This is a genomic window from Ensifer sp. D2-11, assembly GCF_054161295.1.
The window spans coordinates 1,211,081-1,231,382 of sequence record NZ_CP096434.1; the positions used below are offsets into that span (position 1 = coordinate 1,211,081).

The 20,302-nt window shown below is 57.9% G+C and carries 15 protein-coding genes and 1 pseudogene; 8 read left to right on the plus strand and 8 right to left on the minus strand.

Going from position 1 to position 20,302, the window contains the following annotated elements; all coding sequences use genetic code 11:
• The first annotated feature begins 237 nt into the window (after positions 1-237).
• Both M1D34_RS22795 and M1D34_RS22800 read left to right on the plus strand, forming a co-directional pair.
• Positions 238-1,083, plus strand: a complete 846-nt coding sequence (locus M1D34_RS22795) for a 2OG-Fe(II) oxygenase (RefSeq protein ID WP_498782243.1) — start codon at positions 238-240, stop codon at positions 1,081-1,083.
• A gap of 472 nt (positions 1,084-1,555) precedes the next feature.
• Positions 1,556-1,948: a class I SAM-dependent methyltransferase gene (locus M1D34_RS22800; RefSeq protein ID WP_498784349.1), complete on the plus strand. Its 393-nt coding sequence runs from the start codon at positions 1,556-1,558 to the stop codon at positions 1,946-1,948.
• A gap of 151 nt (positions 1,949-2,099) precedes the next feature.
• On the opposite strand, the gene M1D34_RS22805 is transcribed toward M1D34_RS22800, so the two are convergent.
• Genes M1D34_RS22805 through M1D34_RS22830 form a run of 6 tightly spaced genes read right to left on the minus strand, consistent with a single transcriptional unit; the run spans position 2,100 to position 7,787 of the window.
• Positions 2,100-2,783 (minus strand): polysaccharide deacetylase family protein, encoded by a 684-nt coding sequence (locus M1D34_RS22805; protein WP_498782245.1) that lies wholly within the window; start codon positions 2,781-2,783, stop codon positions 2,100-2,102.
• A gap of 2 nt (positions 2,784-2,785) precedes the next feature.
• Positions 2,786-3,739, minus strand: coding sequence for a glycosyltransferase family 2 protein (locus M1D34_RS22810; RefSeq protein ID WP_498782247.1), 954 nt, complete (start codon positions 3,737-3,739; stop codon positions 2,786-2,788).
• 15 nt (positions 3,740-3,754) lie between these two features.
• Positions 3,755-4,018, minus strand: coding sequence for an acyl carrier protein (locus M1D34_RS22815; protein WP_498784351.1), 264 nt, complete (start codon positions 4,016-4,018; stop codon positions 3,755-3,757).
• Between the two features lie 51 nt (positions 4,019-4,069).
• Entirely contained in the window at positions 4,070-5,296 is a 1,227-nt protein-coding gene (locus M1D34_RS22820; protein ID WP_498782249.1) for a pyridoxal-dependent decarboxylase, exosortase A system-associated, read from the minus strand.
• Complete coding sequence (locus M1D34_RS22825) at positions 5,293-6,885, minus strand: acyl-CoA ligase (AMP-forming), exosortase A system-associated (protein WP_498782251.1); 1,593 nt, start codon at positions 6,883-6,885, stop codon at positions 5,293-5,295. Before M1D34_RS22825 ends, M1D34_RS22820 begins: the two co-directional genes overlap by 4 nt.
• Before the next feature lie 14 nt (positions 6,886-6,899).
• Positions 6,900-7,787 (minus strand): hypothetical protein, encoded by an 888-nt coding sequence (locus tag M1D34_RS22830; protein ID WP_498782253.1) that lies wholly within the window; start codon positions 7,785-7,787, stop codon positions 6,900-6,902.
• A gap of 188 nt (positions 7,788-7,975) precedes the next feature.
• Between M1D34_RS22830 and M1D34_RS22835 the strand changes: the two genes are divergently transcribed.
• The 5 genes and pseudogenes from M1D34_RS22835 to M1D34_RS22855 form a co-directional block, all read left to right on the plus strand.
• Positions 7,976-9,205 carry a glycosyltransferase family 4 protein gene (locus tag M1D34_RS22835; RefSeq protein ID WP_498782255.1) on the plus strand — a complete coding sequence of 410 codons (1,230 nt, stop codon included), beginning with the start codon at positions 7,976-7,978 and terminating at the stop codon, positions 9,203-9,205.
• Complete coding sequence (locus tag M1D34_RS22840) at positions 9,177-10,079, plus strand: glycosyltransferase family 2 protein (protein ID WP_498782257.1); 903 nt, start codon at positions 9,177-9,179, stop codon at positions 10,077-10,079. Before M1D34_RS22835 ends, M1D34_RS22840 begins: the two co-directional genes overlap by 29 nt.
• 1,313 nt (positions 10,080-11,392) lie before the next feature.
• Positions 11,393-13,180: a type I secretion system permease/ATPase gene (locus M1D34_RS22845; RefSeq protein WP_498782259.1), complete on the plus strand. Its 1,788-nt coding sequence runs from the start codon at positions 11,393-11,395 to the stop codon at positions 13,178-13,180.
• Positions 13,181-13,364: 184 nt separating this feature from the next.
• Positions 13,365-14,702, plus strand: a complete 1,338-nt coding sequence (locus M1D34_RS22850; protein WP_498782261.1) for an HlyD family type I secretion periplasmic adaptor subunit — start codon at positions 13,365-13,367, stop codon at positions 14,700-14,702.
• Between the two features lie 494 nt (positions 14,703-15,196).
• A pseudogene (locus tag M1D34_RS22855) lies at positions 15,197-15,504 on the plus strand (AsmA family protein); the annotation flags it as partial.
• Positions 15,505-15,727: 223 nt separating this feature from the next.
• On the opposite strand, the gene M1D34_RS22860 reads toward M1D34_RS22855, so the two are convergent.
• Both M1D34_RS22860 and M1D34_RS22865 read right to left on the minus strand, forming a co-directional pair.
• Entirely contained in the window at positions 15,728-16,468 is a 741-nt protein-coding gene (locus M1D34_RS22860) for a sulfotransferase family 2 domain-containing protein (RefSeq protein ID WP_498782263.1), read from the minus strand.
• A 335-nt stretch (positions 16,469-16,803) separates the two neighbouring features.
• Complete coding sequence (locus M1D34_RS22865; RefSeq protein ID WP_498782264.1) at positions 16,804-18,609, minus strand: ABC transporter ATP-binding protein; 1,806 nt, start codon at positions 18,607-18,609, stop codon at positions 16,804-16,806.
• Positions 18,610-18,928: 319 nt separating this feature from the next.
• On the opposite strand from M1D34_RS22865, the gene M1D34_RS22870 reads away from it, so the two are divergent.
• Positions 18,929-20,257, plus strand: coding sequence for a polysaccharide pyruvyl transferase family protein (locus tag M1D34_RS22870; RefSeq protein ID WP_498784353.1), 1,329 nt, complete (start codon positions 18,929-18,931; stop codon positions 20,255-20,257).
• Positions 20,258-20,302 lie beyond the last annotated feature (45 nt).

Genomic DNA, 20,302 nt, shown 5'->3' on the forward strand with positions numbered 1-20,302 from the left:
CCCTCGGGCGGGTTTCGGCCCGACGGGGGGATGCCGGCCAGTTCAAGGTCGGCCGGCATCCGTATGAACCCAGCACAAACCGATGCGCAAACGGACTAGGGTAACCTCGACTTCCTCTAATTGAGTAACCTCGGGTGACACTTAAGTTGATCCCTCGCCGATTGTCCCGCGCATGGCTGGCCATGTAGATTTGTCCGGCCTAAATACGGGTCCACCTGGTTCTCCTTGGGGGATATCATGGTCTATCTGCATGAAATGGATGAGAATAACGGGCTGATTGCCGGCGACATCGACCGCGACAAGGGCAGCGAACTTCGCGAGAGCTTTCAGAGTGCAGACCCTTTCCCGCACATAGTTATAGAGGAATTCCTGCCGTCCAACGTGCTTGAGATTTGCGTCAGGGATTTTCCAGCCGGGTCCGACGTCGCCGAACAGAAATTCGACAGACACCAGGAGCGGCAGAAGGAAAGTTTCAACCCAGACATTCTCCCGCCTTCCACACGACAGATCTTCTACTCGTTCAACTCGCGGCCATTCATCCGCGTCATTGAAAACATTACCGGAATAAAAGGACTCATCCCGGATCCATATTTTGCCGGCGCAGGCCTCCACCGCATCCATCAGGGCGGCCACCTGTCGATGCATGCTGACTTCAATCATCACAAGCCGATGAATCTGGAGCGGCGCGTCAATGTGCTGATCTACCTCAACAAAGACTGGCGAGCGGAGTATGGTGGCCAACTCGAACTGTGGGATCAGGGCATGACCAGATGCGCCCAGTCCATAGTTCCGGGTTTCAACAGGTGTGTAATTTTCAATACGACCCAGGAGAGCATGCACGGAAATCCGCAACCAATCAATCATCCCGAGAGTGTCCCTCGAAGGTCGATTGCGCTCTACTATTACACCTCAACGTGGGACGAGACGAAGCGGGACACAACAACACAGTTTCGGGTCCGTCCAGGTACGACCGACCGCATGGATTGGCGGACCAAGATCAATGAAGTGGCCGTCGAACTCGCCCCTCCGGTGGTGATTCGCAACTTCCGCCGCCTGAAGAAGCATCTGGTCGGGACACATTGACGCCAGCCGGAGATCGGTCCACATGTCGTGATCGGCTTCGATGCTGCGCCGCACCAGTGAAGATGAGTACCGCTATGCTGCTGTCGAATCTATGTTATTTGCAGCACGATAGAATGGTCGTTTAAAGATGCAACGTGCGCGGAGCGAGCGCTGGACCCGATACGGGTTCCTCCCAGCCGCACCAAGGTGAGACGGGGACAAGCCCGCGGAAGAATCTATATCGTGCCGCTAGTTGGGCTATACCAGGGGGAGACCAGTGCTCACGGTCCTTCGACATTCGGCTCAGCGCGCCACAAACCATCTGCAGGACTTGTGGCTCGGCATTTCGACAACTGGAACAGCCCCTGCGGAATTGCCGGGACATGTGTATTACGCGACGGTCACCTACTCTTGCACGCGATCCGTCCTCCGGAAGTTGAACCTGACGGAGGCGGACACGTTCGCAGACGTTGGTTGCGGCAAGGGTCGCGTAGTGTGCCTCGCGGCCAGGCATAAGATACAGCGGGCTATCGGGATCGAATATTCGTCAATGCGTGCGGATGCCGCCAAACGGAACGTGACGCGACTTAGAGGGCGAAGAGCGGACGCTAAAATCCTTTGTCAGGCGGCGGAAGAGACAGACTATACAGACGTTACGGCGCTCTACTTCTTTAATCCGTTCGAACCTCGCCTACTGGACTCCGTTCTCAACAAGATTCGCTCTGATAGACAGGGTAGAGCTACACGAATGGCGTTCGTCATGGAGAGCGTGGGGCACAGAGAGGTGTTTTCTCTTCATGAATGGCTTACCTGCTACGAGCGCTTTGAGGACGGAGACAAGCACATCGTTGCCTTCTATCGGACCGCCTTTAGTCCCCCAAAATAACCTGTTGCGGTGAATAGCTTGCTGAATTTGTTCGTATTTCGTAAGAAAATGAACGGCTGACGTGTGGCCCGCATTGCGGGGCACCTATCACCTCCTGCTGAATGGCAAGTTTCAGCACCGACATCGCGGGCCGCTCATATTGACCTCGCGACTAAACCCATCTCTTAATAGCCATGGCGGCGGCTCGGCGAAGCCACCGCAGATTGGACATTTTCCCAGACAATATCTCTGTAAGTTCGCCGTCCAAGGTATCGTGCCGGATTGAGGTTCTCGGCCTAAGAAAGGCAGTTGCTTGCATGCAGCCTCCATCGCTCGAATAGGCAGCTACGTAGCCGGCTTTTTGCAACGCCGCCAAAACCGCGGCATTGTAGCGCCCGAACGGTATAGCAGCGCATCGAATGGGCTCGCCGCATATTCGCTCCAACGTCGCCTTTGACGCATTCAGCTCGTTGTTAAGTTCTCTCGCAGACAAACTGGTCCAATCGCAGTGAGCAATGCCGTGGCTGCCGATGCGCATGCCCATCTGCAGGAGAGCTCGGATGTCCTCGGCACCGAGCGATCCCGGATCGCCGATGCGCCCCGTCAGCACAAAGAATTCGGCGCTGAGGCCGCGCTTCTGCAATTCCGGAACCGCGATCAAGAAGTCGGAGATGTTGCCATCATCGAATGTGATGAACAGTCGCTCGCGGTCGGAATGTACAGCGATACGGTCGAGCACATCGCGGAAGCGGTCAATGCCGATCCAAAAAACATCTTCAAGCGGATCAAGCACGCGGTGGGGCGTTCCGATTCCGTGAAAATTCAGAACCCGGAATTTTCTCGAGGCCGTCGGCATTCTCAGCTCTGCCGTTTTGTCAGGAAGTACGACGCTGGCCTCAAGGGCATCACAGCGCTTTGTAGCGCCGCCCTATGGGCCGATCCGCGCCAGGACCTGAGGGCCTGGCCAAAAGCTATGCCCAGCCTGAATAACAACGTCGGCAAAACGCCGTGATGGCGCCTGTAGTAGCGGATCCTATTTGCCGTGAGCAGCGCGAACAATCGTGGATCGGTTCCACTGCCACCACCAGTATGTGTGACCTGCGAGCGCGGCTCATAGACGATCTCGAAGCCGGCCTCGCGGACCCTTCTCTGATAATCTACCTCTTCACTATAGAGAAAAAATGCTTCGTCCCAGTCACCTACGACGCGCCGCGCCTTAGCTGAAACCAACAACGCCGATCCGGTTGCCCACTCTATCGATCCGCTACGATCATAGTTGTTTGCTTTGCCGACAATCTCGCCCCAACCGAGCCCGGCGGCGAGGGTTCCGCCCAAAACCGCATCGGCCCATGCCGTACATAGGGACGGTTCGCGCCGCAATGTCGGATCGGTCGTTCCATCCTCCCGGAAATTTCTGGGAACGGCAATTCCCACGGACGCCGTTGCGGCACGCTCGATAAGCGGTCTTACCGCGCCTTGGTAGAGCCGAAGGTCGGGATTGAGGATCAGCATATCGGAATCGGAATCTGTGATTGACGCAGCTGCATTGATGGCGGCCGCATAGCCCGCATTTCTACCCATGCGTATGACTACCGGCCGAACTGGGTGCGATTCTGCCAGCCCAGCCGAGTCATCCACGGACTCATTGTCGACGACGATGACCCTGACATCGTCGATGCCTTTCAGGCCTGCCGGCAGAGAGTCGAGCAATGCAGGCAGGGCGGAAGCGCTGTTGAAGGTGACGACAACAACAGACAGGGGACAGGGCTTCCCCACACGCTTGCTGCCGATCTCCTGCTGATTTCTCACCACGCTGAGACCCCCTGTCTACTGACGGCGGTTGCAGTCAACGTATCCGGCAAGCGATCCGACGGTCTCGAAGACTTCAGCCGTAAAATCGCTGTCGTCGATCTCGAATCCGAACCGCGATTCGATGGCCATGGCCAGATTGACCACAGCAAAAGAGTCCAGCTCGGGTATACTACCGAACAAGGAGGTCGAAGCGCCCGCAATCCTGCTTGCGTCTTCTATGCCAAGCGTTTGAATGATAATGGCCTTCACCTCGTCGAGTGTTGATGTACATGAGTTCATGACGTTCGTCTGCTCCCTCAAAAAACCCAAATGGGGCATAAAACTTGGCGCCTAGGCGAGAATCTCCACCGGAAGTGGATGCCCGAGAAATGCTGTCGGGCTGGCGGTCAGACCGTAAGCACCTGCTTGAAAAACGACCACAAGGTCACCAATATCTGCGCGCGGAAGTGTGATATTGTCGCCCAGGATGTCGAGCGGTGTGCAAAGGCAACCAACGACCGAGACGTTCTCAAACTCGGTCTCCTTCATTCTGTTCGCGACAGCGATCGGATAGTTTCGGCGAATGACTTGGCCGAAATTGCCGGACGCGGCCAATTGATGATGAAGACCGCCATCGACGACCAAATACACTTTTCCACGTGACACCTTGCGGTCGACGACGCGCGTGACATAGACTCCAGACTCACCGACCAGATATCGCCCGAGTTCGATGACGACGCGTGCGTCGGGAAGATTCGGGCGGACTGCGCACTCCATCAGTTCACTCAGAGTCTCTCCGATGGCCAGAAGGTCCAGTGGACGGTCCTTTTCGAAATACGGAATCCCGAACCCACCGCCAAGATTGAGATAGCGGACTGGCCACGGGCATTCTTCGGCAAGCCTGATCAGGAGTGAGACATGCTTTGCCAAGGCCTCACAAAGGATGTCTGCATGAAGGTTCTGCGACCCGGAGAAAACATGAAAACCGAGAAAGTCCAGGTCTGCGGCTGCAAGCTTTTGGAGCAGCGACGGTATTTCCTCGACGTCGATTCCGAACTGCTGCGGCCCGCCACCCATGCGCATCCCGGATCCTTTGATTTGGAAATCAGGGTTGATCCGTAAAGCAACGCGCGGCCGAATTCCAAGCCGGCTGCCGACCTCGACGACGCGTGCGGCTTCGGTTGGGGATTCGATCTCGATAGTCACGCCGGCGGCGACCGCCTGTGTGAGTTCGACCATAGTTTTCCCTGGTCCCGCGAAGCTGATGTGCGATACCGGTATCGGCGTATCAAGCGCCGTCTTCATTTCAGTCGTCGACGCAACGTCGAAGGCATCGACCAGCCGAGCCAAATGCTGAACGACCGCAGGCATGGGATTGGCTTTCACCGCATAGCTCAAATGAATGTCCGAGGGCAGGACAGAGCGAAGGAATTTGACACGCGATGTGATCAGTCGGCGATCATAGGCGAAGAACGGTGTGCCGCCGACACACTCCGCAAGCCGGTTGATGGGAATGCCACCTACGGAGAGCCAGTTCCCCACAACGTCGAACAGTGCGATGGTCGGATGCGAATTCACGATGCTAGCAGCTCCCGCAGCAGGACGCGATCGAATTTCCCGTTAGGCGTCGTTGGGATGGGTTTCATTTCGACCACCTTCGAAGGAACCATGTACTGGGGCAACTCGCGCCTGAACTCAGACAACAGGGCCGGGATGTCGAGGGGCCCTTGGCCTATCGAGCTCGCCACTAAAACGATGCGTTGCCCCAAGACCGGATCTTCGACGCCAAGCGCGACGGCGTCGCGGACCAGGGCTGTGCTATACGCGACCTCTTCGATCTCTGTCGGGCTGACGCGATACCCGGAGGTTTTGATCATCTCGTCCCTACGCCCGACAAAGAACAGGAAACCCTCCTCATCGGCCACAACCGTGTCCCCGGAAAACACAGCTATCTCGGGGGCCCGCCAACCAGCGTCACGGCCCGGCATCGGCCGGAATCGTTCCGCCGTCCGGACCGGATCGTTCCAATAACCCAACGCCACTAGGGGACCGCGGTGCACAAGTTCGCCTTGTTCCCCGGGATCACAGCGCGACCCGTCCGGCCGCAAGACCAGGATTTCGGCATTGGGGATCGCTTTGCCGATCGAGTCTGGCCGGCGGTCGACTTCGGCCGGATCAAGATAAGTCGAGCGAAAGGCTTCGGTGAGGCCATACATCAGGTAGGGAAGCGCCTTTGGAAACAGAGCGCGTAGCCTGTCGAGCGTAGTCTTCGGCATTCGCCCCCCGGTGTTCGCGAAATAGCGTAGCCGTGAGGCAACCTCGGCCGGCCACTCCAGGTTCGCGACCTGAATCCAGAAAGGAGGAACACCGGTAATTCCGCTAACCCGGTGTTTTTCGCAGAGTCGTACAACATCGCCAGGCAGGAGATAGTTCATCAGCACGACATGCGCGCCTGCGTTGAATGCCGTCGTCAGCTGGCTAAGGCCCGCATCGAAGCTTAGCGGTAAGACGGAAAGGATCGTGTCGGCTGGGGAGTTCTGCAGATAATGGCTGACGCTCTCTGCGCCGACGATCAGATTGCGATGACTGAGAACGACCCCCTTGGGTTTACCCGTGCTACCAGACGTGTAGAGCATCGCTGCCATCTCGGAGTCGACCGTACAGATCCGGGGAAGCTCGGCATTGTTATCAGCAAAAATTTGCCTCCAGTGGCGCACCTGGCAGCCCGGAACACTGATCCCATCACTCCCACTGGACCTTTCGTCGACAAGGATTACCTGGTCAATCAAACTGTTGCTGCTTAGATGGTCTTGCAGCTGCGTCAGACGGTCGGCGGAGGTCACCAGCACGCGCACGCCGCAATCGGCAAGGATGTAGGCTACCTGTTGCGGCCTTAGGAGCGGGTTCACCGGCACAAAGACGCCGCCCGCCGCAGCGGTGCCGAAAATGGCGACCACCGTTTCGATGCGTTTTTCGAGCAGAACCGCTACCCGATCGTCGCGACGCAGCCCAGTTGCTGTCAGGCCAGAAGCGAATCCGCAAATCAGCTTCCAAAGCTCGGCATACCCATAAGTCGTGTTCTTGTAGGTAAGAGCAGGAGCTGGCGCGTGGAGCAGCGCTGCGTGACGAGGCAAATCGGACAGGTTGACCTTGATTAGCGGTTGCATGGGCGTCCTCCCCGTCACCACGGGACGCATGTGAGTTCGCTGTAGAGATAATCGATTTGGCTGGCTTCTAATCGGCTGCTCCGGAACATCTTGGGACGTGGCGAACGAAGCGCGACGGAGAAGCGCGGGCACCAACCGGCCACGCGTTCTTCAACCAGCGTCGCCACGACGCCGAAGCGAGTAAGGAGATAGCTGTAGACATGACGGGCGGCCTTTTGAAACAGTTCGGGATTGCCCACGTGCAGGATCGACGCGAACAACGGAAGGCTCTTCCGCCGGTCCCGTCGAAAAATCACATAGCAATATTCATTATCTCGAAGCACAACCAGATGGTGCGCTGCAGCTGCGTGCACATGATCCCGGTAAATCTCAAGGTCGCGCCCCCGGAGCCTGCATTCGATTGAGGTCGGATCGGAGATTACGCGCGTGCGCGTCGCCCATCGCGGCCACGGCCAGTTCGGAACCAACCTGGTCGCCGTATTCAGATGCTGGAAGTTAAGGCGAGCATTCAGCGAGACGACGTTGCCGCTGGGCGACAAGTCGGTAAAGGTGTAGCCATCCTGAGCAAGCACCGCTCTCAGAAGCTTCAGCCCATGCGACCGATATTCCTTGGTTACGCACCATGCGGCTAAGTTGCAGAACCTCTCCAACCGACCTTCAACGTGCCGCTGCGAGTAAAACGCAAGATAGACGCCGAGCACGCGATCTCCACAAACCAGCATGAAGCCGTGGTTGGGCGATGCCATCTGCCATGACGGCTGGATGGCGGCAGCCCATTTTTCCGGTGTGATCCGACCGTTCAACTCATTGTGGAGGAATTGGGCAACCCGGGCCACATCGGCAAAAGAAATCGGGCATGTCTCGATGCTCTTATCGACCCTTTTCAAGTCAGAGTGTGACACACTCCACCTCCCCAGCTACCCGCCCCAAGAACATGCACGGATTGCGATACTTGGTATATCGCTGCTTCACGAGCAAAGGTACTTCGACAAAAGGTGCAAGTCCCTATCCCATTTGGCAACTGGAGGCTATTGATAGCGAAACGTATGGTCTTGCCTGGACGTGATCTGCGGACACGTGGGAGGCAGCCATGCCAATTCGTCACCATGTTCTGATCCTGGTTGAGAACCTGCCCGTCCCGTTCGATCGGCGAGTCTGGCAAGAAGCTCAAGCCTTATATGAGGCCGGCTATGAGGTGTCGGTCATTTGCCCCATGGGAAAAGGCTACGATAAGGCCTACGAGGTGATGGGGGGTATTCATATATATCGTCATCGGCTACGGGAGGCGGACTCCACTATTGGCTACATGCAAGAGTATTTCACCGCTCTTTGCCACCAGGTTTACCTTTCATTTCGGATAAGGTGGCGTAGGCGGATTGACGTCATACAGGCATGCAATCCTCCGGATTTAATGTTTCTCGTAGCTCTCATTCATAAGATTCTCTTTGGCACATTTTTCGTGTTCGATCACCATGACTTGGGTCCGGAGCTCTATCTGAGCAAATTCGGCCGAAAGGATTTCCTCTATCGGCTTATGTGCTTCCTAGAGAGGCAAACCTTTCGCGTCGCCGATGCAAGCATCGCCACCAATGAAACCTTTCGCGACATCGCCGTGGCACGCGGCAGCATGAATCCCGACAGGGTCGTTGTGGTGAAGAGCTATCCAGAGGCCGCCAAGTTCAAGCGCGCGGCTCCTGACCGTTCCCTCTTTGTTCCCGGAAAGCATCTCGTAGGCTATTTAGGCATCATGGGCGCCCAGGACGGTGTGGAAACATTGCTCCGAGCCATAGCTGAGGTTCTGCATGTTCGAAAGCGTGACGACATCAATTGCGTTATTATCGGCGATGGACCGGAACTCAACCGGCTGAAGGACATCGCCGCCGAACTGGATTTGGGCAGCTCGGTGCGTTTTACCGGATATCTCAGCGGCCCCTCACTCATCGCGTATCTGTCGGCGCTAAGCATTGGCGTCATTCCTGATCCGCCCAACGAATTTAATGACAAGCTATCCATGAACAAGGTGTTTGAATACATGATGCTGGGCTTGCCCATCGTTCAGTTCAATTTGCGCCAAGCGACACGCGAAGCTGGTAATGCCGCGTTGGTTGTGCGGGAGCACTCCGCCCGCGCGCTCACTGACGGCATACTTACGCTTATCGATGATCCTGAACGGCGCAGGCGTATGGCGTTGTCGGGCCGTGCCATTGCCGAACGCGAATTTCAGTGGCCCGCCGAAGCCCGGCGGTATCTTGAGGTGTACCGAAACCTGCTCCTGTCAGGATTGAACGTAAATGATCAGCGTCATTATCCCGCATCTTGATCAGCCGGACGCTCTGAAGCAGTGCCTTGCATCGCTTTTCGCTCAAAGACGGCCTAGACAGCCGGTCGAGTTCATCGTTGTCGATAACGGCTCGACAATGATGCCGGACGACGTTTGTTCTGCGTTCCCTGGGGTCATCGTTCTATTGGAGCTAACACCGGGTCCTGGGCCAGCGCGTAATCTGGGCGCCTCGCGCGCCAGTGGCGATATTCTTGCATTTATCGACGCGGATTGCCTTGCCGACGGAGGTTGGCTGTCCCAGATCGAGTATTGCTTTTCGGAAAACGCCGAGATTGCCATCCTGGGCGGCGATGTGCGAATTGCGTGTCAAGATCCGCGCCGGCCGACGCTGCTAGAAGCGTATGAGAGCGTGTTCGCGTACCGCATGAACGAATACATCGCCAGGCAGGGATTTACGGGCACCGGAAATTTGGCGGTGCGAGCTGATATCTTCGCTGAGGTCGGGCCGTATGGCGGAATTGAGATTGCGGAAGATCGCGATTGGGGGCAGCGAGCATCGCGGCTCGGTTACCGCACACAATATTGTTCGAACATGATTGTCTATCACCCGGCTCGCAGGAACCTTGCAGAGCTCGCCCGCAAATGGGAGCGGCATACAGCACACGATTTTGTGCGAATGCAGTCGAAACGCGGCTGGCGGCTGCGGTGGATCGTGCGCAGCGTGGCCGTCGCACTTTCGCCCGTCGCAGAGGTTGCTCGGATCGGTCTCTCGAATCGGCTAGAGGGCTGGCGCGCCCGGGGGCTCGCATTCTTTGGCGTTGTTTTAATTCGCCTCTATAGGTCCGTGCTTATGCTGACTCTCGCCTTTGGTGCGAACCCGGCTCGGTTGAGCGAACGCTGGAACCGGATGTAGTCCTTCCCGGAAGGGATCATTTGAGCTTGGCAGGTTCGGCGTCCGGCCTTTCGGTCGTGGTGGCATTGCCGAACTGGATCAGAACCGGTCAGGATTCTTGGGACAAAGTTGTTCGAGAGGCGAATAGGCACCTCGTCGCCACGCGTTGAATGTGTGCCTCGAGATCAGGACCTGCTTGACTCTGTTCGGGGTCCCCCTCGTAGGTATCGGGCGGTTAGCTAGCAGCGTATGCGCGCCCTGGCAGCGACCACCGCCAGTGCTTCTTCCCTGCCCTCTTGGCTCTCCTTTAACCCTTCGACCTGGAGGGCCTCTTCCCGACCAACACCTTTGCCGCCGCGAATTATTGGGCCGACGTGGTCTTCCAACCGCAACTTGTTACCCGAAGCTTTTGGGTTGCAGCGCGAGGCGCCTTGTAAGCTAGCAAGGCCCGGACCATCCTGGCCAAATACCCGGCGTCAGGCCAACAGCGAAATGGATCGATGCCTCTGCGAGTACTCGCGAAGGCCACGGAGATGGCGCGCTCAAGCAGTCGGGTTCTGTGGGCAAGTTCGATCTCCGTGATCCGCGCGGAGACTCGAAGATAAGCCGCTCGCCGTCAATGGGCTGACGCTGGAACCACATGTCATTGCGACGATGATTTTGGCGTTTGCGATACCGGTGCAGAGCTCACGTTGAGCCCGGGTGACTGACAGCGGTCCTCGCACGAGTGGCAAAACCCACGGCGCCAAAGTAGTAACGCAAGATAACGTCTGCAACCCGACGTAAGCCCAAGCTTGTTTCTGCGACGCCTACCGTGGAGCCTCACAGTATAGCCTTCTCCGTGCCGCATTTTGGACATCAACGTTAGTATTTTGCACCTCACCCGAATTATTTCGCTATTCGGTTAGAGTTTTCCGGCAAGTCGATAAGCTCTCTTGATGGTCGATGAACCTATTTCAACCAACGGTTGCTTTGAGTGCAAAGCATTCCAAATGGAGAATATATGAGCTGGAAGTATTCAGAAATGGAATTATTTTCGGACGCCGCACTTAGGCTGAAGAACTTGAGTTACCCCACCGCCACCCAATGGCACACATTGACAACCTGTTCACGTGGAACGACTCAGCCTGATGGGTAAGGGGAGCCATTGGCTGCGGCGGATGAGTGTGGCCTTGCAGTTGGACCAACTCGAGCAGTTCCGGCTCTGCCTTCAACCTCTTTGCTGGCGAAAGACACGCAGCAATTTCAAAGGGCCATCGGGGCGTTTGGGCTTATTAGGTTGCGCGACGTTGTAGTCGAAAACGCGCGCGACGGCTTTCATTGGATTATAAGAGATGACAAATCCCTCCTTGCAGGTGCCATCACCGCTCGCGGGAGCCTTGCGCGAGATCCGTCCGGGCCTCGTAGCGGCCGGCGGGCTCTCACTCTTCGTCAATCTTCTGATGTTCGTGTCTCCGCTGTACACGATGCAGATTTATGATCGCGTGCTGACGAGCCGTAATGCCGTCACGCTCGTCATGATCTCGGTGATCGTGGCTATTCTGCTGATGACCTATGCGGCCCTCGAACATTATCGGGCGCGTATTCTCGTGCAGGCTGGCGTGCGGCTGGACCGGCTCTTGTCCGGCCCCGCATTCGAGGCGGCGCTTTCCTCGGCCTTACGGGTACGTGGATCGAACCATGCACAGAGTTTGCGCGATCTCGATCTCATGCGCGACGTTCTTTCTGGCGGTGTCACTATGGCGCTGATGGATGTGCCCTGGGCTCCGATCTACCTTGTGATCTGTTTCCTGCTTCACCCAATGATCGGCCTTGTGGCTCTCGTCGGCGCCCTGGCAGTCGTGACGATCGCGCTCGTAAATGAGCGAGCGACGAAGGGCTTGCTCTCGCGAGCCTCGCGCACGAACATTCGCGCGATCGAAAGGCTGGGCTCGTCGCTGCGCAACGCAGAGGCAATTCAGGCGCTCGGCATGGGGCGTGCTATCCAGTCACAGTGCACCGGCATCCGTGAGGAAGCGCTCGGTCACTCCGTCAGCGCGGGCGAGCGCGGAGGTACCCTCCTGGCAGTGTCGAAGTTCCTGCGCATGGCCATTCAGGTGGCTATGATCGGCGTCGGCGCTTACCTGGCAATCAACCAGGAAATTTCCGCAGGCGTCTTGTTCGCGGCGTCACTCATCATGGGTCGCGCGCTTGCCCCGATCGAAATCATGGTGGCACAATGGAAAAGCGTTGTGTCCGCGCGCAGCGCCTATGCGCGTCTCAACCGCATTTTTGAGGAAAATCCCGCGGTTGTCGGACGGATACGTCTGCCTGACGCCAAGGGCACGGTTTCCGTCGAGAACCTTGTCGTCCTTCCCCCCGGCGCAAACACGCCGGTCGTCATGGGCGCGACCTTCACTTTAGATCCTGGAGAGATCGTTGCGCTTGTCGGACCATCGGGCTCGGGTAAATCCTCGCTCGCGCGTGCCCTTGTAGGTGCGTGGCCGTCGGCGCGGGGATGCGTGCGGCTCGATGGCAACGATTTGCGCCATTACGATCCGGAGCAACTCGGCACTGCGCTCGGCTACTTGCCCCAAGATATCGAGCTGTTCACCGGTTCTGTGCGAGACAACATTGCGCGTTTCCGAGCGGATGCATCCGATGCTGAAGTGATTGAGGCTGCAACTCACGCCTCTGCACACGAGATGATCCAACGCCTCCCCAACGGCTATTTGACCGAGATTGGGGAGGATGGCGTCGGAATATCGGGTGGGCAGCGGCAGCAGGTCGGCCTCGCGCGGGCGCTGTTCGGCAAGCCCGCCGTCGTCGTACTCGATGAACCTGATGCCAATTTGGACAGCGATGGCAATCGGGCACTGATCCGTGCCATCGAAGGGCTGCGGAGAGACCGGCGAACCGTTGTGATCGTGACCCACAGGCCGAACCTCCTGTCGGTGGTGGATCGAGTGATCATCATGCAAGAAGGACGGATAGCGCGGATGGGCAGTCGCGACGAATTGCTGCCGTCTCTCGTTGGCCCGAATGTGGCGCCGGCACCGCGGCGGCCTATCCGAGACGAAGGGCGCGTCGGGCCGCCGGCTTCCGCCTCGACTCCTCTCCTTAGACCACGCGTCGATGCGTAGTTCACCGAGGCAAACGATGACACCTAATACCCGGAAAAGAACGCCGATCATCGCGCGCGGTGGCGAGCTCGTGGCGCGGACGGCCAGCTCGCTTCTTGCCAGCGCTCGTACCAGCGCGGCGGGGCCGACATTCGCCATACCTTTTAGAGCGACACGGGCAACCCGAGCTCCCCTCCCGGAAATATTGGCGCCGTCAGATCTTGTCGGTCCAAGCCATAACCCGGCACAAGCAAACCTCTCCGGCAACTGGCGCAAGCCCGCTCGGATGGGCTTTGGCATCGTCGTGCTGACGTTCGGCATCTTTGGGGGGTGGGCCTCTCTGGCCAGCATCGACAGCGCTGTAGTCGCTCAGGGTACAATTGTGGTCGAAACCGACCGCAAGGCGGTTCAGCACCTGATGGGCGGTATAGTGCGCGATGTTCTCGTGAAGCCGAATGCACATGTGACCGAGGGCCAAGTGCTCGTGCGCCTCGACTCCACAGAGGCGCAGGCGCAGGGCGAAATCGCGAGGTCCGCCACCTTCTCGCTGATTGCTGAGCAGGCACGGCTGCAGGCGGAAATGAACGGAGCCGAAATGGTCACGTTCCCGCGCGAGCTCACGCGCGCTTCGAGCGGCCCCCTGGCCAAGCGCGCAATGGAAGACCAGATGCGACTGTTCCTCAAGCGCCGCTCGGCCCGCACCAACGACGTTTCCATTTTGAACGAGCGCATTGCTCAATCCGAGCAGAAGATTGAGGCCGTGCAGTCCCAAAGGGAGGCGGTCCGTGTGCAGATCGAGAGCATAACGGAAGAGTACGACAAGTTGGCGCCCCTCGCCGATAAGGGTATCATTACGGCCACCCGGCTGACGGAGCTCAAACGCCAGCGAGCCGATCTCCAAGGTCAGCTTGGTGCGTTCGTTGCCGATATTGCGGGCGAGCGCCACACTATCAGTGAGGCGCGGCTCCAGATCGAACAAGTCGGGCGCAAGGTGTTTGAGGAGGTTTCGGCACAGCTCGCCGAGACCAGCGCCAAGCTTGCCGACGCTGGCGAAAAGCTGCGCGTGGCTGATGACGTGCTCAACCGCACCGAAATACGCGCACCGCGTTCCGGCCGCGTCATCGGCTTTAAGGTCCACACGATAGGAGCTGTGGTTCGCCCCGGCGAGACTTTGATGGAGATCGTCCCTGATGACGACACTCTCATCGTCTCGGCGAAGATGTCGCCGGTCGACATCAACAATGTTGGCGAGGGTCTTCCTGCCGAGATCCGACTGCCTTCATTCAAGGCGCGATCAACACCAATCGCAATCGGAGAGGTGCAGAGCGTTGCTGCCGATGCGCTTCATGACGAGGTGACGCGTCAGCCGTACTACGAGCTGAAAGTTTCCGTGCAGGTCTCGAAGTTTCCCGACCAGGTCCGAGCGAAGCTTAGGCCCGGGATGCCGGCGGAGGTGATCGTCGCTACCGGTGAGAGGAGCGTTCTGTCCTACCTGACTCAACCTTTAGCGGACGCGTTCCGCCTCGGGATGCGCGAGAACTGAGCCCCTGTGGTTGGCCATCCCCGCACTCGACCTTGGCGATGGCAAGACCGGATGGGAGCCGCCGAGGCGGAGAAGACCGAAAAGCCCCAACGAGCACCACGGACGCGGCCGATTTCTGCGATTCGGGACACCTCGATGTGCCAACGGTAAAGGATTTCGTGAACGGTCGGGAACACGCATGTCGGCGAGGACTTCGCCGACGACCCACTACAACAATACCCTGGCGGAGATCCCGCCAGACGTCCGGAAGGCAATTATCGACGAAGTCGCGGACTGGGACGGTTCCCCGGCAGCTCATTATTGCTCGTACGCAGTCTAAGGCTGCGCCAGGCTTCCAACTCAACTCCTGGAATGCCACCAGCCACACCGAGCACCCGAGCGCGCTTTCTCCGTCACGGCCCGAATCGAAAGCCTCGCGAAGCGGTGCCTGTGGCCCGCCGCTGATCTGGCGCAACAAGGCCGCCCGAGACCAACCTGCAGATCCCCGCGAGCGCATTGCGAGCCTGACGCTGCCCGAAACACCATTCTATGGCGGCCATGTCGTTGCGAACCTCAGGGCCGACGGCTCCTAGTCCGAACCCTCGATTGCCCTGAAGACCTCCATCTCCCGGAGCCTCGGCCGCCCTTGCTCAGCGATATGGCGGGCTTCAAACATCTCAAGGGCGCATTGAAAACCGAGTTCGACGTCACCGGTGCCGGCGGCACGACCAGGACCCTATCCAAATCGCTGCAGAGAACCGCCAATGTAGGATTTTCGGATGGAGCCATCCGCGGCATCGACACCGCTAACGTCTACAACAACCGGCAAACGGAGGACCAGAGGCAAGTGACGGGGCCGATGGTTCGATGGAGGGCTTTTCAAGCGGCTCCTCCGGTAGCCGATGCGATTGAAGCTCTTGCCAGCCGAATCGAGCCGCAGGGTGCCGGCGGTCAGAGCCGGAAAAATAGCGCAGCGGTTTTCCTCGGAATGGCGGAGAACGATAGGTTGTTGCCCGTTCCACGATTCGGCGAAAAGCGGAAATGCTCTAATCGGGGAAACGATACTTGAAATGTTCGATCTCGGCGCCGAACAGCCGTTCGACGCGTTCGCGATCGCCTGGTTTATAATAACTGCGAGTATCTGGCCTTGTTGGGTTCGCCTTCGCCCTGAGCAGAAATCGCTCGTCAAAGGGCAGTCCGAGTCTGTCGCATACGCTTCGTAGATCCTCCGAGAGGCGCTCCTGCCGACCGACGAAGTCGACAACGATTTCGTCATTCTTGGTGTAGAGCTGCCAGGACTCCCAACTAATTCCCTCCTTCTTGGCTGCACCTGCCTCGATCAAGCAGAGCATTTGCGAGAAGCTCGGCCGGGTAACTGCCTTCCTGTAGTGCCAGTTGTAAAGAGAAACAGCCCTCTCAAACGGATTCCGCACGAAGCAGAATTTGAAATACTGTTTCCAGGCAGAGGGATCGAAGGCCTCAATTTCGCTAGCGCTTGAATGATCCGCGAGCTTGCCTGCAAAGCGCCGGCTGAGAGCGGCCCCGGCCAATGAATCGACACTATGGGTGCGGATGAGGGTTTGGGCGATCTTAAGTGGAGACACATGGTAGAATATGGAAATGAGCGCCAGCCGATTGGCTTTGGCTCCATTTCCGAGTGCATCCTTCCAGGACCCAAGTTGCAGATCCCATGGTCCGAATTCGCGAGCAAGATAGGCAGAAACCGCGCTGCCGGCGGTTTTCGGTACGTGGATGAAAATGAACTTATGGCGATGGGAAATAATCACTGCCTGGCCACTCCTTAGCCAGAAACGTCGAACCCGCCCCTCATCGAAAGCGACGACTGCAGAAAACTCGGGCAGATGCCCCTCGCACCTGCATCCTATGCATGGCCTCGGCTCCAGCAAGCCCCGGCCGCTGGGATTTTCCGCGCTGCAGTTGGAATTGAAACTGCCTTTCACTCCCGTGCGCCGGCCCCACCCAATTCAAGTTCAACACTCGACGATGAAGCTAACTCCTAAGGACGATGCGCAATGAGGAAGCGGGCTGCCCCAGGGGGATTGCCGACCAATGTCAGCGGCTCGCCCACACCATTGCTCGCCTGTAAGGCCTCGAGAACCAGCTAAGTGGCATCGGCTCCGACAGTCAATTCCAAAAAGCCACCTTGGATGTTGTGGAGGCGAGCGTAGACGCCTTCCGGACGGCGCGCGAGTTCCTCGTGCGTCCCCTCCTCGACGACCAGCCCCTCCTTCATCACGACGATCTTATCAGCATTAACGACGGTGGAAAGCCGGTGAGCGATCACAATGACGGTGCGGCCGCTCATCGCCTGATCGAGTGCCTTCTGGACAGCTGCTTCCGACTCCGTATCAAGAGCCGAGGTAGCCTCGTCCAGAAGCAGAATGGGCGCGTTGCGGACGAGTGCTCGGGCAATCGAAAGACGCTGGCGCTGGCCGCCGGACAGCGTCATACCTTGTTCGCCCACAGGTGTATCGTACCCCTGTGGCTGCGCGAGTATGAAATCATGCGCATAGGCAAGCCGGGCCGCTTCCTCTACTTCCGCGTCCGTCGCTTCGGGCCGCCCGTAGCGGATGTTATCGCGGATAGAACCTTCAAAGAGGTAGGCTTGTTGTGAGACATAGGCGAGCCCGTTGCGAAGAGACTGCTTGATAACAGCGGCTATGTCTTGCCCGTCGATTAGGATCACGCCCGATTGTGGATCGTAGAAGCGTGGAATGAGGCTGATGATCGTCGATTTGCCGGCGCCGGACGGGCCAACGAGCGCGGTTGTCTTGCCACCTTCCGCCAGGAAACTAACTCCCTTGAGAACCTCCTCGCCGTTACCATAGGAGAACCGCACGTCGCGAAACTCAACGGTCGCTTCGCTGAAGGCCAGTTGATTTGCCCCGGGTAGGTCCCGTTGATGCGGAACCGTATCCAGAATTTCGTAAAGCATGCGGGCGTTGACGGCAGCGCGCTCCAGCGACAGCTGCAGGCGAGCCAGGCGCCGCACCGGGTCGTATGCCAAGAGAAGCGCCGTTACAAAGGCGAACAAGGCACCCGGGGCCACGTTGCTGTAGATGGTGCGGAAGGCCGCATAGGCAAGCACGCCCGAAATTGCCAGGCCTGCAAAGGTCTCCGTCAACGGCGCCGTCCGTTCGCTCAAGCGCGCAATGCGGTTGGCGCGGTTCTCCGCGCCCTTGATGATCCCCTCGACGTTGCGGCCCAACTCGTCCTCCATCGTGAAGGCCTTGACGATGGAAATGCCCTGGATGGTTTCCTGCATCGCGCCTAGCACGCGGCTGTTGGCCTCGACCGCCTCGCGCGTCGCCAGACGCAGCCGCCTGGAGATGTAGCGAAGCCCGAGGAGCAACGGAGGGGCACCCACAAAGGTGATAAGCGAGAGCATCCAGTCCTTACTTATCATGACACCGACAAGACCGACCAAAGTCAGGACATCGCGGGCGACCGACGTGACTGTCATGTTGAGCACGTCGCGGATGCCGGAGATGTTCTGGTTGATCTTGGCGGTGAGGTGCGCCGAGCGCTTCTCCTGGAAAAAGCCAATGCTCAAGGCCATCAGATGCGTATAAAGCCGGCGCTTATAGCGGGCGACAATACTGTTGCCGATTTTCGATAAAGCGACGGCTTGCCCATAAGTCGCGAGGCCTCTCAGAACAAAGGCAACAAATATCGAGAAGCAGACGAGTAGAACGACGTCGCCGCGCTTGTTGGCGAACGCTTCGTTGATCACAGTTTCACTGATCCACGCCGTGAAAGCCGTCGTTGCCGCCACGACCATCAGGCAGGCAATGGCAAAAGCATATCCGCGGATATGGTCGCGGCCGTTTTCGGCAATGACGCGCCTTAGGATCCCAGCGATCGTTTCAGTATCGACTTCGCGCTCTTTTCGATCCTTGACGTTCAAATAGTCCCGTCCCCGCAATCACGCATGCGTGCCCGTGTACTGGCGCCGTCCCCGGGTCTCTATAGTGCCTTGTGGCCGTTTTGACCAGTCATGGGCACTGTCATGGGCAGAGCCCGAACGGCTGAGCCTTCTAGCGGCCTCCCTTCTGCAACTTCACAGGCTTTCAGCGCGAGTGAGGTCGGAAGCCACCATCAATTCATTCTCCATGGTTTCCTAGCGGGCGAGGCTTCGGAGGCCCTTTCGCAATTTCTTGATGTCAGACTGGAATTTGTGCACTTATACAGGAGCCATTATCCTAAACTCATCGAAAGCACGAAAATTGTTCGAGGGGATAAAGTCCGCCATACATTGGCGGTTCGCCAAAAAACTGAGGAATTCAAATCCTGACAGAGCTGCAAGGCACTTGGTGCTGGCAGCTACAGGACGCGGGGCAGACGTTTCCAGAGCCAGGCGCGCTGTGGGATTTCTCGTGGCAGACAAAAGGTACTCGGACGCCCGCACGATTTGCCAGGAGCATATATCGACAGGCGACCCATCCGGCTTTTGGCGGCATTACGAGAGCTTCGTTGACGAGCTCGCAAGCTCCTGCCGGCAGCGAGAAGTGTCTGGTTCGAAAATCAAGATTGCTCTGTTCAACGATACAGACTTCAGGGTCAATATCGGATGCCGGCTGACAAGCCAGGGTCTCAAGCAACAAATTCTAGATGCGTTCCCGGGGGCCGAGATTACGTCCATCGGTTTCAATTTCGCAGCCTTCAGAAAGGAGTTCCCGAAGTCCACCTCCGCTGGAGGATATGCACAATCGGACATTGAAAGCCGACTTTCCACTGCATATGGCGAAGACGCTGTAGACCATATAGCGGCCGCTGATTTCGTGATCCTTCAGCCAGAGGGATCGTTGGATCACAGGACAACGGCAGAAGGGCTTGCAACCTTTTTCACGCCTATTCTTACCGCCAGGACGTTAGGGAAGCCATTTGCAGTATTGAACGGAACGATACCTATCTACGAAGGCGAACGATCGGATTATCTCAGAGGGCTCTTTCGCGAACTCGGCCATGTGGCCGCACGCGACGAAATCTCGGCGGAGTATTACGGGATCGAATTTCTGGCGGATGCTGCATTTCTTCGGATATCGCCAGCGCCCGTCGCGGATCGCGATGGTTGCCTGATTACCACCGGCGCCAGAAACAATGCCGAAGAAGACGTTGAAATCCTAAAGGCTGCACTGAAGGTTTGCGAGGCGTTGAAGCTTCGGCCCGTTGTTCTTACGCACGCAGTTGAACGCTTCTCTCCATATGAGGCCGAGATCATTGGCCGTGGCGGCATTTTTGCTGGGACGGCCAGTATAGAACATGCTGCCGAGACGATCTCAAAATGCCGCCTGCACATCGGCGGGCGATATCATATGGCGATCTTCAGTCTCCTTTGTAACGTCCCTTCTCTCCTGTTCGACGTCAAGACCCACAAGAATCAATGGCTTGAACGATACTCTCCACTGATAACGCTTGTGCATCCGCACACGGACCTCGATGCCGCGGCAGCCGCAGTGCTGAGCGGTGGCGTATCGCAGGGACAACCGGGATCAACGGCCGCGGAGAAATACGTTCATTTCCTGAAACGCGCTATGGCTGAGCAGCCGCTATAGTCGGTCCCCCTTCGACCAGACGCTGCTGCGGCGAGCGGCCAATGA